Annotated in this window: 9 protein-coding genes and 1 pseudogene; 4 read left to right on the top strand and 6 right to left on the bottom strand. The window is 71.2% G+C overall.

Features of this window, described 5'->3' with window-relative positions:
• Positions 1 to 182: 182 nt before the first annotated feature.
• The 5 genes from F3T56_RS36685 to F3T56_RS36665 form a co-directional block, all read right to left on the bottom strand.
• Complete coding sequence (locus F3T56_RS36685) at positions 183 to 1,748, bottom strand: PucR family transcriptional regulator (RefSeq protein WP_149829715.1); 1,566 nt, start codon at positions 1,746 to 1,748, stop codon at positions 183 to 185.
• 23 nt (positions 1,749 to 1,771) lie between these two features.
• A complete protein-coding gene (locus tag F3T56_RS36680; RefSeq protein WP_149829714.1) occupies positions 1,772 to 3,058 on the bottom strand; it encodes an aspartate aminotransferase family protein in 1,287 nt (428 codons plus the stop codon).
• 93 nt (positions 3,059 to 3,151) lie between these two features.
• A complete protein-coding gene (locus tag F3T56_RS36675) occupies positions 3,152 to 3,994 on the bottom strand; it encodes a nitrilase-related carbon-nitrogen hydrolase (RefSeq protein ID WP_149829712.1) in 843 nt (280 codons plus the stop codon).
• Between the two features lie 220 nt (positions 3,995 to 4,214).
• The gene (locus F3T56_RS36670; protein WP_149829710.1) at positions 4,215 to 5,693 is read right to left on the bottom strand and encodes a hypothetical protein; all 1,479 of its coding nucleotides are present in this window, start codon (positions 5,691 to 5,693) and stop codon (positions 4,215 to 4,217) included.
• A 188-nt stretch (positions 5,694 to 5,881) separates the two neighbouring features.
• The gene (locus F3T56_RS36665) at positions 5,882 to 6,160 is read right to left on the bottom strand and encodes a helix-turn-helix domain-containing protein (protein WP_149829709.1); all 279 of its coding nucleotides are present in this window, start codon (positions 6,158 to 6,160) and stop codon (positions 5,882 to 5,884) included.
• Between the two features lie 73 nt (positions 6,161 to 6,233).
• On the opposite strand from F3T56_RS36665, the gene map reads away from it, so the two are divergent.
• A complete protein-coding gene (gene map / locus F3T56_RS36660) occupies positions 6,234 to 7,001 on the top strand; it encodes a type I methionyl aminopeptidase (protein ID WP_149829708.1) in 768 nt (255 codons plus the stop codon).
• A 236-nt stretch (positions 7,002 to 7,237) separates the two neighbouring features.
• Entirely contained in the window at positions 7,238 to 9,790 is a 2,553-nt protein-coding gene (locus F3T56_RS36655) for an ATP-dependent Clp protease ATP-binding subunit (protein WP_149829707.1), read from the top strand.
• 4 nt (positions 9,791 to 9,794) lie between these two features.
• Here F3T56_RS36655 and ggt read toward each other — a convergent pair whose 3' ends face one another.
• On the bottom strand, positions 9,795 to 11,603 hold the full coding sequence (ggt, locus tag F3T56_RS36650) for a gamma-glutamyltransferase (RefSeq protein ID WP_149829705.1): 1,809 nt from the start codon (positions 11,601 to 11,603) through the stop codon (positions 9,795 to 9,797).
• A 146-nt stretch (positions 11,604 to 11,749) separates the two neighbouring features.
• Between ggt and F3T56_RS36645 the strand changes: the two genes are divergently transcribed.
• Together F3T56_RS36645 and F3T56_RS36640 are read left to right on the top strand one after the other, a co-directional pair.
• A complete protein-coding gene (locus F3T56_RS36645; RefSeq protein WP_149829704.1) occupies positions 11,750 to 12,508 on the top strand; it encodes a hypothetical protein in 759 nt (252 codons plus the stop codon).
• Positions 12,509 to 12,629: 121 nt separating this feature from the next.
• A pseudogene (locus tag F3T56_RS36640) lies at positions 12,630 to 14,224 on the top strand (CocE/NonD family hydrolase).

The following is a 14,224-nucleotide window of genomic DNA, read 5'->3' as shown; positions in this document are numbered from 1 at the left end:
CGGAAGTGCCGTCGTCCGCCCGCAGGGCAGACGGCACTTCCGACGCCCGCCCCAGGAGAGTAGGAAGCCCGGAGATCGGGTTTGAGTTGCACGGTGTCACGTCTGCGGGGGTTTCGCGTTGCACGGTGTCATCTCTTCGAGGGCGCATGTTTCACCGGCGTTTTCCCAGGTCCCAGGGTGTTTCAGCTCTGTTGCGCGTCGTGTGCGAGGAGGGCGATGTGGACGGAGGCGGCCTGCTCGAAGTCGTCGAGGTCCACGCCGAGCCGGGCCTCTATCGCCTCCAGGCGGCGGTACAGCGCGGGCCGGCTGACGTGGTGGAGCTGGGCGGTGTGCGACTTGTTGCGGCCGGTGGCGAGGTAGGTTCGCAGCACCGGCAGCAGGTCCTGCTCGGCGTGCCGGTCCCCGCACAGCAACCCGTCCAACTCCCGCTCGGCGAAGGCCTGGACGTGCGGGTCGTCACGCAAGAGGCGGATCAGGCCCCGTAGATGGACGTCCCGCAGTCGTACGACGACGGGCAGGTCGAGCCCGGCCGCCGACGACTGGGCGACGGCGTCCGCCACATGCTGCGCCTCGCGCAGCCCGGCGGGTACGTCCTCCCACACGGTCCGCGGCTCGGCGGCGGCCACGACGGTCGTGCGTACCCCTGACTCCGACCGCAGCCGGGTCGCGAAATGCGCCGTCAACGCCTGCGCGTCCTGGTCCCGGGCGAGGCTCAGCAGGACGGCGGTGGCGCCCTCCGCAAGTTCGGCGACGAGCCCCGAGAGGCCCAGCATGCGCAGGACGCGGTCGAGTTGGGCCGGGTCCCCGTCGCGGACGACGAGGGGGACGAACGTACGGCGGTTGACGGGGAGCCCGGCGGCCCGTGCCCTCGGCAGCAGCTGGCGTGCGGGTACGACGCCGGAGACCAGGTCCGTCAGCAGGCTCTGCGCGGACTGCTCCTCCCAGCTGTGGGTCGCGCCGCCGAGCATGCGGTGCAGGACGAGCGCCTCGGCGGCCCGGTCCGCGAGCAGCCGCCCGGTGGCCGTGTCGCCGCGGTAGCCGCACAGCACGATCCGGCCCCAGCGCTCCCCGCGCCCGCCGAGTTCGGCGCGGACCCAGCCGTCGCCCTCGTTGCCGCCCGCCTGCCGGGAGACGCGCTCCCAGTCGCGCAGCACGTCGTCGACCGCGGACCGCTCCCCCGCCGTGGCGAGGACGCGGTGGGCGAGGTTGGCGACGACGAGCGGACAGCCCGCGTGCTTGGCGATCTCGTCGAGGAGCCGTTGCAGCGGGGCGCCGGCGGTGATGAGCCCGGTCAGCGCCGTCCGTACGGCCTCGGAGAGGCTGACCGCCGCGAACTTGCGCCGTACGAGCCGGGACTGCACCTCCTCCGTCAGCTCGGCGAAGGGGAACGGCCGGTGCAGTACGACCATGGGCAGCCCGCACCGCTCGGCCGCCCGGCGCATCACGTCGGGCGGCGTCGGGAAGGCCCGGCCGAGGCCGAGGACGACCGCCGAGGCCTCCGCGCGGTGCAGGGAGCGGATGTACTCGGCCTGGGCCTCCTCGTCGCCGGCGAGGAGGACCCCGGTGGTGAGGACCATCTCGCCGCCGCTGAGCATCACCCCCACGTCGGCGGCCTCGGCCACATGCACCCAGCGCACGGGCCGGTCGAGCTGACCGGCCCCGGCCACCACCTCGGGCTCTCCGGCGAGGACCCGGTCCAGGGTGAGGACCTGGCGTACCGAAAGGGCGGGTTCCAAGGCGGTGGTCATGGCGGTGTTCCTTACATCTGGCGTTACTGAATGCTCCTCAGAGCGCGTTCGAGGGCGTCGGCGCCCTCCTCGGCCTCGGCGACCGTCAGGGAGAGCGGGGGCGCGATGCGCAGCGCGCTGGTGTTGTGGCCGCCGCCCTTGCCGATCAGCAGGCCCTCCCGGCGGGCGGCCTCCAGGACGGCGGACGCCGCCTCCGGGTTGGCCTCCTCCGTACCGGGCTTGACGAGCTCGATGCCGATCATGAGGCCCCGGCCGCGTACTTCCTTGACCTCCGGGACCTGGGCCGTGATCGCGCGCAGCCGCTCGATGAGCAGTCCGCCGACGCGGCGGGCGTTGCCCTGGAGGTCGTGCTCGACCAGGTAGGCCAGGTTGGCGAGGCCGGCGGCCATGGTGATCTGGGTGCCGCCGAAGGTGGAGATCGAGTTGCTGTCCAGGCAGTTCATGACCTCGGCGCGGGCGACGACACCGCCGATGGACATGCCGTTGCCGATGCCCTTGGCGAAGGTGAGCATGTCCGGCGGCCCGTTCTGCCCGTGTGCCTGCCAGCCCCAGAAGTTGTCGCCGGTGCGGCCCCAGCCGGTCTGCACCTCGTCGGCGATCCACAGCACCCCGTGCCGCTGGAGCACCTCGCGGAAGGCCGCGTACAGGCCGTCCGGCGGTGAGGTGAAGCCGCCGACGCCCTGGATGGGCTCGGCGATCAGCGCGGCCGGCGGGCGGACATGGCCGAGCAGGTCCTCCAGGTCGGCGACGCAGGCCGTGATGAAGTCGGCGTCACTGAGGTCGGCGTACGGTCCGCGGGTCCGGACGCCGCCGTGCACGTACAGCGTCTGGAGCGGGGACAGCGAGGTCGGCGACCAGCCCCTGTTGCCGGTGATGCCGACCGCGCTGAACGAACGGCCGTGGTAGCTGTTGCGCATCGCCAGGATCTGGTTGCTCTGCCGGTACGTGGTGGCGAGCAGCAGCGCGGTGTCGTTGGCCTCGGTGCCGGAGGTGGTGAAGAAGACGCGGGCGTCCGGTATGCCGGACAACTGCGCGATGCGCTCGGCGAGTTCCACCATCGGCCGGTTGAGGTAGAGCGTGGAGGAGTGGATGATCCGCCCGGCCTGCTCGCTCACCGCCTTGGTGACCTCGGGCAGCGCGTGCGCCGTCATCGTGGTGAGGATGCCGCCGAAGAAGTCGAGGTACTTGTTGCCCTCGGCGTCCCAGACGTGGCGGCCCTCGCCGTGGGTGATCTCCATCGGGTCGGCGTAGTAGAGCGCGAGCCAGTCGGGCAGCACGGCCTTGTGGCGGCCGAGCAGTTCGTCGGTCACGGCTGCACCACTCCTTTCACTGCTGTACGGGTACTGCGTATGTCACGACGGTACGGCCGTGCGGGTGCCACGGCTGCACGGATCGTGCCCACGTCACGGCCGGACGAGTCCTTCGTACGCGTCCGGCCTGCGGTCCCGGTAGAACGCCCACAGCGTGCGTACTTTTTCGACGAGGTCGAAGTCGAGGTCCCTTACGAGGAGTTCCTCGTCCTTGTCGCTCGCCGGCTCGCCGACGAACTGGCCGCGGGGGTCGACGAAGTACGAGGTGCCGTAGAAGTCGTTGTCCCCGTACTCCTCCACACCGACCCGGTTGATCGCGGCGACGAAGTACTCGTTGGCGACGGCGGCGGCCGGCTGCTCCAGCTTCCAGAGGTGGGAGGAGAGCCCGCGATGGGTGGCCGAGGGGTTGTAGACGAGCTGGGCGCCGTTCAGGCCGAGCTGGCGCCAGCCCTCCGGGAAGTGGCGGTCGTAGCAGATGTACACGCCGACCTTGCCGACCGCCGTGTCGAAGACCGGCCAACCGAGGTTGCCGGGCTTGAAGTAGTACTTCTCCCAGAAGCCCTTGACCTGGGGGATGTGGTGTTTGCGGTACTTGCCGAGGTAACTGCCGTCGGCATCGATCACGGCGGCGGTGTTGTAGTAGAAGCCGGACTGCTCGATCTCGAAGACCGGGACGACGATCACCATGCCGGTCTCCCGGGCGAGCTCCCGCATACGGGTGACGGTCGGCCCGTCGGGCACGGGTTCCGCCCAGCGGTAGTGCTCGGGCTCCTGGACCTGGCAGAAGTAGGGCGAGTTGAAGACTTCCTGGAAGCCGATCACCTTCGCGCCCTGCCGGGCGGCCTCACGGGCGTGCTCGATGTGCTTGGCGACCATGGACTCCGTGTCACCGGTCCAGGTCGCCTGGACCAGGGCGGCGCGTACGACGTTGGCCATTGCAGCTGCTCCTTCGACCGGGGAGTCAGTGAGCCTTACGATCCTCTACGCCCGTACCTCTACGCCCGTAGACGCAGGCCGTAGAGGCTGAAAGTAAGCCCCCTCGACGGGCTGGGCAAGACCATCGCCGTTAAGCAGCCGAGTCGATCATGTTTCGCACTCGCGTGGGTGATCACCCGGGTGACTCGGGTGGTGAAGCCCGCCGCGCCCCGGGCCGCCCTCAGGCGAGTCCCGCCACGCGCAGTGCGTGCACCACGTCCCGGTAGCGGTCCTCCGAGACACCGCGCGCCGCCGTCAGGACAAGGGGCGCGAGCCGGTGCGGATGGACCTCCGCGACGCGCGCCGCCTCCTCCGGAGTACGGACGTGTACATACGTGTCGAGCAGCGCACGCGCCTCCCGCTCACGCCCCTCGGCGGCGAGCCCGAGCACCGCCTCGCCGATCTCCTCGGCGGGTCGCTGAACACCCTGCCGCAGCATCTGCTCCCCGTCCGAGGTACGCCCCACCACGCTCAGCGCGTCCGCGACAGCGACCAGCCGGTCCGGCGGCAGCGAGGCCGCCTCCCACAGAAGAGTCGCCCAGTCGGCACCCAGCCCCGCCCGGTGCATCTCGGCGGCGAGCAGCGGGAAACGATCGGCGGGCCAGTACGCGAGCTCCACGAGAAGGGCGTGCGCCTCCCCGCTGCGGCTCTCTTTACGCAGCCGGACGAGCTGCCCGACGGTCCCGGCGATCTCCCGCCGCGCCTCGTCGTCCAGCGGCTGCCGCCGGGCCTGCTCCTGCCGCGCCGGCGCCGACTCGACCTGCTCGGCGGCACCGGCGTACCGGGCGCCTCGGGCGGCACGGCCCTTCGGGGCGACGGGGGCCGGCGCGGTCTCGGGGACCACGACGGGCGGGGCCTCGTCCGCGTCCACGACACCGGCGAAACGGGCCCCGCCGCGGGGGCGGCGCTTGGAGCGCTGCTTGGTGGGCGCCGGGGTCGGTGCCGGGGGTTCCGGGTCGGGGCGGTGGGGCTCGGGGGCGGGGGCCGGGGCGGCTTGGACCGGTGCGTCGAGGTCGGGGAAGGCGGCGGTGTACGTACGTCCGTCGCGCCCCGAATCCTGCCGCGTGTGCCCCTCCTGCTCCGGCAACCGCACGACGTCCCCGGCGAACTCCTCCGGAAAGCGCGTCGCGCCCCGCACAGGGGTGTGCGGGGCGCGGCGGTCGAGGTGCTCGATGCGGTTGCGCAGTTCGGCGCAGCGGGCGGTGGCGCGTTCGTGGTCGTCGTGGGCCCAGGCCAGGTCGAGACGGAGCGAATCGGCCTCCTCCTGGGTGGCGGCGGCCTGGAGCAGGCGGGTCAGTTCGGCGGTGCGTTCGGCGGCGAGGCGCTGTTCGCGCATCATGCCGTCGAGCCGGTCACCGAGGGCGTCACGGCCGCCGGGGCGGGAGTCGTACGCGGCGAGCGAGGCCGCATGCAGGGCGCGGGCCCGCTCGGTCTCCTGGGACGCGGCCGCCGGGCCGTACGCGACGGCGAGGTCGTGCATGAGCGCTTCCACGACGTCCCAGGGCGGCACTTCAAAGCCGTCGAGACAGGCGCGCATGCCGTCGGGGTCGCGTTGCCAGAAAACGGCGCACCAGCCACCGCCCTGGTCGAGCTTGGTCATCAGCTTGTTCAGATAACCGGCGAACTCCCGTACTTGACCCGGGAGTTGATCCACAGCCATCGCTTGCTCCCCGGCAGACTGGAGTGCTCCGGTCCGCTAGAAAACACCAGTTGTGTTACAGCGGCGCTACGCGAAGTTTTCGAAGTGGACGCGGTGTGCTGTGCGCGGTCGAGCGGCGGCTGTGCGTGATGTGAGGACGAAGTAGGGGCGAGGTGCGCGAAATCGGCCCCAAGCGACCGCACGAACGGTCAGGCGACCGCCGCGGCCGGTGTTGCCGCCACCTCGACCGGTGTGCACTGGCCGGCGAGTTCGTCCATGGACAGGCCCAGCGTGCGGGCCAGGGCGGCGACCGTGAAGAAGGCCGGGGTGGGGGCGCGGCCGGTCTCGATCTTCCGGAGCGTCTCGGCGGAGATGCCCGCGCCGGCGGCGATCTCCACCATGCTGCGGCTGCCGCGGGCCTCGCGCAGCAACCGGCCCAGCCGCTCGCCGCGTTCACGCTCTTCGGGGGTGAGAGGGGTGCGCACCATGAGCCCAGTCTAATGCCGGCCCCCGCCAGGCGACCGGTATATTAATTGGGCATCTAGCGGTATAGTAATTGGCATGGTGGAACTCAAGACGCACGCGTCCATCGACGCGATGCACGAGGCCGGACAGGTCGTGGGACAAGCGCTCACCGCGGTACGCAAGGCCGCCGACGTGGGCGTATCACTGCTCGAACTGGACGAGGTGGCACGTGAGGTGCTGCGCGCGGCGGGCGCCTCGTCGCCCTTCCTGGGCTATCGGCCCTCCTTCGCGCCCGTCCCCTTTCCCGCGGTGATCTGCGCCTCGGTCAACGACGCGATCGTGCACGGCATCCCGACCTCGTACCGGCTGCGCGACGGCGACCTCGTCTCCATCGACTGCGGCGCCGAACTGGGCGGCTGGGCCGGGGACTCGGCGATCAGCTTCACTGTCGGCGAGCCCCACCCAGCCGACCTGCGGCTCATCGAAACCGCCGAGCGGGCCCTCACCGCCGGGATCGAGGCAGCCGTCGTCGGCAACCGCATCGGCGACATCGCCCACGCCATCGGCTCCGTCTGCCGCACCGCCGGCTACGGCATCCCCGACGGTTTCGGCGGCCACGGCATCGGCCGCCACATGCACGAGGACCCTCCGGTCCCGAACGAGGGCCGCCCGGGCCGGGGCCTGCCCCTCCGGCCGGGCCTGGTACTGGCCATCGAGCCGATGCTGATCGGCGGCGGCACGGACGGGTACCACGAGGCACCCGACGGCTGGACCCTACGAACGAACGACGGGTCACGGGCCGCCCACACAGAGCACACGGTGGCCATCACGGACTCCGGCCCCCGAGTCCTCACCGAGCGGTAGCGCCATAGCACTGCGGGCTGCCTTCGGACTGCGGGTGAGTGAGGGCTGATCGCGCAGTTCCCCGCGCCCCTGAAAAGCAGGGGCTGCGCCCCGTGCTTTTCGGCCCGCAGGGCCGTGTCTTTCAGGGGCGCGGGGAACTGCGCGAGCAACCACAACGCACCCGCACCCAAAAACGCACCCCGACCCCCAACGGCACCCCCCGCATAGCCGCGCAGCGACAGGGCACTCGCGGGAGGATGAACAGCCGATTCCCGGGCCCCGAGGGCTATGGCCCCGACCCCTTCAGTGAGTTCTTCGCACACTTTTTCGGTGGACCGCGCCCCCAGCGGATCGAGATCGGGCGGCTGATGAGCGGCCAGGCCCGGCAGCTGGTGGCGGACGCGGCGGCGTACGCGGCGCGGCACGGCAGCAGTGACCTGGACACCCAGCATCTGCTGCGGGCCGCGCTCGAGGCCGAGCCGACCCGGTCCCTGGTGGCCCGGGCGGGCGCCGATCCGGACGCGTTGGCCGGTGAGATCGACGAGCGGGCGGGCCCGGTCCGTCACCGGCCCGGGCAGGGGCCGACGCCGGACTCGCTGGCCCTGACGCCGGCGGTCAAGCGGGCCCTGCTGGACGCCCATGAGCTGGCCCGGGCCACCGGCTCCGGCTACATAGGCCCCGAGCACGTCCTGAGCGCCCTCGCCGCGAACCCGGACTCGGCCGCCGGGCACATCCTGGGTGCCGCGCGACTGCCGGCGTCGGCGCTGCCGCCGGAGGCGTCGGAACCACCGGCGGCGGGCACGCCGCCCGGGCTGCAGTCGCGCACCGATATGCCGCGCCACGCTCCCACCCCGACCCTCGACAAGTACGGCCGCGATCTCACCGATCTCGCACGGCAGGGCCGTATCGACCCGGTGATCGGCCGGGAGGAGGAGATCGAGCAGACCGTGGAGGTGCTCTCCCGGCGGGGCAAGAACAACCCGGTCCTCATCGGCGAGGCGGGCGTGGGCAAGACCGCGGTCGTGGAGGGGCTGGCCCAGCGCATCGCGGAGGGGGACGTGCCCGACGTGCTCGCCGGGCGCCGGGTGGTCGCCCTGGACCTGTCCGGAGTGGTCGCGGGGACCCGTTACCGCGGGGACTTCGAGGAGCGGCTGACGAACATCGTCGACGAGATACGCACGCACTCCGAGGAACTGATCGTCTTCATCGACGAGTTGCACACCGTCGTGGGCGCCGGGGCGGGCGAGAGCGGCACGATGGACGCGGGCAACATCCTCAAGCCCGCCCTGGCACGCGGCGAGCTGAACATCGTGGGCGCGACGACGCTGGAGGAGTACCGCCGGATCGAGAAGGACGCGGCGCTGGCCCGCCGCTTCCAGCCGGTGCAGGTCTCCGAGCCGTCCGCCGCCGACGCCCTGGAGATCCTGCGCGGTCTGCGGGACCGGTACGAGGCCCACCACCAGGTCCGCTACACCGACGGGGCACTCGCGGCCGCCGTGGACCTCTCCGACCGTTACCTCAGCGAGCGCCGGCTGCCCGACAAGGCCATCGACCTGATGGACCAGGCCGGGGTCCGGGTGCGACTGCGGGCCCATACGAAGGGCACGGACGTGCGGGCCTTGGAGCGGGAGATCGAGCAGCTGACCAGGGACAAAGACCAGGCGGTCGCGAGTGAGGAGTACGAGGAGGCCACGCGGCTCCGAGACCGGATCGGCGAGTTGAAGAGCCGGATCACCGAGGGGCACGCCGAGGAACAGGCCGACGACGGGCAGAGCCTGGAGGTCACCGCCGAGGACATCGCCGAGGTGGTGTCCCGGCAGACCGGCATCCCCGTCAGCAGCCTCACCCGGGAGGAGAAGGAACGGCTCCTCGGGCTGGCCCGGTATCTGCACCGGCGGGTCGTCGGGCAGGACGAGGCGGTGGACGTGGTCGCCGACGCCGTACTGCGCTCCCGCGCCGGGCTCTCCAGCCCCGACCGGCCGATCGGCAGCTTCCTCTTCCTGGGCCCGACCGGTGTCGGCAAGACGGAACTGGCCCGCGCGCTCGCAGAGGCGCTCTTCGGCAGCGAGGAGCGGATGGTGCGCCTCGACATGAGCGAGTACCAGGAGCGGCACACGGTCAGCCGGCTGGTCGGCGCCCCGCCCGGCTACGTCGGCCACGAGGCGGCCGGCCAGCTGACGGAGACCGTACGGCGGCACCCGTACTCGCTGCTGTTGCTGGACGAGGTCGAGAAGGCCCACCCGGACGTCTTCAACATCCTGCTCCAGGTCCTCGACGACGGCCGGCTCACCGACTCCCAGGGCCGCACGGTCGACTTCACCAGCACGGTGATCGCGATGACGAGCAATCTGGGCTCGGAGGCGATCGGCCGCGGCGGGGCCGGCCTGGGCTTCTCGGCGGGCGGCACCGAGGCGGCCGAGGAGGAGCGGCGCGAGCGGATCCTCAGGCCGCTGCGCGAGCACTTCCGGCCGGAGTTCCTCAACCGCGTCGACGAGATCGTCGTCTTCCGCCCGCTCACCGACGCCCAACTACGGCAGATCACCGGCCTGTTGCTGGAGCACACCCGGGACCGGCTGCACCAGCGGGACGTCACCATCGAGTTCACCGACCAGGCCGTCGACTGGCTCGCCCGCCACGGCCACCAGCCCGAGTACGGCGCCCGCCCGCTGCGCCGCACGATCCAACGGGAGGTCGACAACCCCCTGTCCCGGCTGCTCCTGGACGGCCACCTGCCGTCCGGCAGCCGGGTGGTGGCGGAGACCGAGGACGGACGGCTCACCTTCCGCACGACACCGCCCGCCCCGGGATAGAGGACTACTTCGCGGGATGCACGACCATCGCCGCGCCACCCCCACGCCGTACCGTCTCCGCGGCGGCCAGCCACTTGCCGTTCGACAGACGCTGGACGGCGGCCACCGCGCCGATCTCGGGGTTCTGCCGGAAGCCGTGGCCGATGGCTTCGAGCTCGGTCTTCAACGGGCTGGTCCACAGGCCCGGTTCGAGTTCGGTCGTGGTCTGGTTGCGCTGGCTGGCGCGCGGCGCGGCGATGGCGTCGACCAGGGGCATGCCCCGGTCGAGGAAGCCGGTGAGCGTCTGCAGGACGGTGGTGATGATGGTCGCGCCGCCGGGCGAGCCGAGCGCCACGACCGGCTTGCCGTGCTGGTCCAGCACGATCGTCGGCGACATCGACGAGCGCGGCCGCTTGCCCGGCCCGGGCAGGTTCGGGTCGTGCACCGCCGGGTTGGCCGGGGTGAAGGAGAAGTCGGTCAGCTCGTTGTTGAGCAGGAAGCCCCGGCCCGGCACGGTGATGCCGCTGCCACCGGTCTGCTCGATGGTGAGGGTGTACGCGACGACGTTGCCCCACTTGTCGGCGACCGTGAGGTGGGTCGTGCTGTCGCCCTCGTACGTCGTCGGGGCCGCCGTACCGCCCGTCGCGCAGGCCGCCGGGTTGCGCGGGTCGGCCGGTGCTACGGGGCTGGTGAGCACCGCGTCGTCCTTGATCAGGCACTCGCGTGAGTCGGCGAACCGCTGCGACAGCAGTTCCTTGGTCGGTACGTCCTCGAAGGCGGGGTCGCCGACCCACCGCCCGCGGTCGGCGAACGCGATACGGCTCGCCTCGATGAAGCGGTGCAGGTACTGGACGTCGCTCGCCTTCGAAAGGTCGGTCCGCTCAAGGATGTTGAGCGCTTCACCGACCGTGGTGCCGCCGGAGGAGGACGGGGCCATGCCGTAGACGTCGAGTCCCCGGTACGACACCTTCGTGGGCGCCTGGCGCTTGGTGCGGTACGCGGCGAGGTCCTCCGTCGTCAGGTCACCGGGGCGGGCGTTGTAGCCCGAACCCGGATCCACCGGCGGCTTGTTGACCGTGTCGACGATGTCCTGGGCGAGGTCGCCCCGGTAGAGGGCACCGACGCCCTCGCGGCCCAGCTCCTCGTACGTACGGGCCAGATCGGGGTTCTTGAGGGTCGAGCCGACGACCGGGAGCTCACCGCCGGGCAGATACAGGTCGACGGTGGCCGGGAAGTTCCGGAACCGGGCCTCGTTGGAGGCGGTCTGGGCGCGGAAGGTCGCGTCGACGGTGAAGCCGTCCCGGGCGAGCTTCTCGGCGGGCTTCAGCAGCTTGGCGAGCGGCTTGCTGCCCCAACTCCTCAGCGCCGTCTGCCAGGTGGCAGGTGTGCCGGGCGTACCGACGCTGAGCCCGCTGGTGACGGCCTCCGCGAAGGGGATCGCCGTGCCGTTCTCCAGGAAGAGATTCTCGTCGGCGCTCAGCGGTGCGGTCTCGCGGCCGTCGATGGTGTGCACCTTGCGGGACTTCGCGTCGTAGTAGACGAAGTAGCCGCCTCCGCCGATACCGGCCGAGTAGGGCTCGGTGACCCCGAGCGCGGCGGCCGTGGCGACGGCGGCGTCCACCGCGTTGCCGCCCTTCTTCAGCACCTCGATCCCGGCGGCCGAGGCGTCCGGGTCGACGCTGGAGACGACACCGCCGTAACCGACGGCGACCGGCACCTTCTCGACGGGGTCCGTCGCGGTGGAGGTCGGTGGCGCCGCCGCCCCCACCGACACCACGGTGGCCGAAGCCGCCAGAACCGCCAGTTTCCGCGCGACAGGGCGACGCAGACGCATCCACAACCTCCAGTCAACGACCGTCAGCCAACGACCGTCCGCGCAGACTAACGCGGTTGCCATGGTCCCGTCAGGAGGCATCACAGGCCGGTGAATCGGACATGGCTTCGGGCGGCGTTTCGCGGCGCCCGCTACCATGCGCGGCCATGAATGACGACGTGCGCAATATCGTCCTCGGCGTGATCGCGGCGGGCACCAGTGCCTCGCTGGGCTGGTTCGTCCGGACCTACCTGTGGAAGCGCAAGCTCCGCCGCAAGCAGACGTTCTTCGGACTGCCCGACAGCTCCGAGTCCCTGCTGGTGGTCAACCGCGACCCGTCCAGCGCGGACCTGGCGGTGCACCGGTTCGACGTGTTCGCGCTGCTGGAACTCTCCGCGCTCATCAAGGACTGCGGTGCGCACGCCCAGATCATCACCCAGGACGCCGCCCAGCAGGGCTTCGGCGAGCGCACCGAGTTCTGCGTGGGCGGGCCCGGCTCGAACCGCCGCGTGGCCGCTCACCTCGCCGCGATGCTCCCCGGCATCCGCTTCAACACCAACCCCGAGCCGGGGCCCGACCGGGGCGCCTTGCAGATCGGCAGCGAGCGCTACCGCCTGGAACCCGGCGTCAACGAACACGTGATCCTGGCCCGGCTCACCACCGGCCAGCCGGACCAGTCCCGGCCCGTCTTCCTCTTCTGCGGCCAGCGCGCCATCAGCAACCAGGCCGCCACCCGCTATCTCGCCCGTCACCACGAACGGCTGTTCCGCAAGTACGGCACGGGCACCTTCGTCCTCCTGCTGAAGGTCGTCAACTCCCAGGCGTACGGCCCCGATGTCGTCGAACTCGTCGCGGACGTCACGCGCGCCGCCCAGACACCGGCGGCAGCGGTGGTTCCGGCGACGGCCTCGCATCGCACCTCATAGCAGCCGGGCGGGGCCGGGGAGGCGATTGTCACCTTCACGTAACTTACTGGGGAGTTACCTCCAGTAAGGAGCCCCGGTTACCTTCGGGTCACTTTGTACTTACACGAGTGAGGTGTGACCCATGAGAAACGGCAAGACCTCGAACAGGCCCAGGGCACTGCGTACGACGGCCGTGGGAGCCGTCTCGACCGCCCTGGTCGCCGGCAGCCCTCGGGCCGGCTCCCGCGGCCCAGGCGGCCCCCGCCGCGACGAGCGCGCCCACCACGCGCTTCGTCGACATCAAGGGCCACGGCGGCACGGTCCTCAAGGCGGGCGTCGTCGCCCCGGCCGACGCCACCCGCACGTACCCGCTCCTCGTGCTCCCCACGAGCTGGGGCCTCCCGCGGATCGAATACCTCGCACAGGCGCAGAAGCTCGCCAACGCCGGTTATGTGGTGGTCAGTTACAACGCCCGCGGCTTCTGGGAGTCCGGCGGGTACATAGAAGTGGCGGGTCCACCCGACATAGCCGACGCCTCCGAGGTGATCGACTGGGCGCTCGCCCACACCCCGGCCGACGCCGAGCACATCGGCATGGCGGGGCTGTCGTACGGCGCGGGCATCAGTCTGCTCGCCGCCGCGCACGACAAGCGGGTCAAGGTGGTGGCCGCGCCGAGCGGGTGGGGCGATCTGATCGACTCGATCTACTCCGGCCGTACCCAGCACTCCCAGGCGGCCGCCCTCCTCGACGGCGCCGGGCGGATCACCGGCCGGCCGAGCCCCGAACTCCAGGAGATCTTCAAGAACTTCTTCGCCTCCAACTTGGCGAAGGAGGAGGAGATGATCGCCTGGGGGAAGAAACGTTCCCCCGCGACCTATGTGGACCGGCTCAACGCCCACGGCACGGCGGTCATGCTCGCCAACGGCTGGGGCGACTCCATCTTCCCGCCCAACCAGTACGCCGACTTCTACGAGAAGCTCACCGGCCCCAAGCGGCTGGAGCTACGGCCCGGCGACCACGCCACCACCGAGGCGACCGGCCTGTTCGGGCTGCCCAACGACGTGTGGACGGACACCCGGCGCTGGTTCGACCACCATCTCAAGGGCACGGCCAACGGCATCGACCGCGAGCGGCCCGTCCAGCTCAAGTCCCGTACCGGCGGCGGCTTCGAGGGCTATCCGGACTGGAAGTCCGTCACCGCGACCCGCAAGAAGATCGCCCTCACGAGCGGCACCACGATCCGCGCGAACGTCGACTCGGGCGCCAACGGCGGGATCATCTTCCTGTCCAGCGTCCTGGACCAGGTGGCCCAGCTCCCGCCCATCGCCTCCATGCCGCTGCTCCCCCGCCGCTACGCGGCCGTGTGGCAGTCGGAGAAGTACAAGGAGGCGCAGGCCGTGCGGGGCACCGCGAAGCTGCACACCACGGTCACCGCGACCAAGGAGAGCGGCACCCTCGTCGCGTACCTCTACGACGTGGGCCCGCTCGGCCTCGGCAAGCTGGTCAGCAACGCGCCGTACACCTTCCACGGGAAGACACCGGGCGAGCCGTTCGGCGTGGACCTGGAGTTGTTCTCCACGGCCTACGACGTTCCGGCGGGCCACCGTCTCGCCCTGGTCGTCGGTGGGGGAGGTTGACCCGCTCTACATCGAGCACAACCCGACCGGCGCGCAGCTGACCTTCTCCTCGCCGCCGAACGACCCGTCGTACGTGTCGATCCCGCTGCGCGAGCAGTGA

This window comes from Streptomyces tailanensis, from assembly GCF_008386495.1.
Lineage (GTDB): Bacteria > Actinomycetota > Actinomycetes > Streptomycetales > Streptomycetaceae > Streptomyces > Streptomyces tailanensis.
The sequence above is the reverse complement of the archived record's forward strand: the minus strand, read 5'-3'. Positions and strand labels throughout refer to the sequence as shown.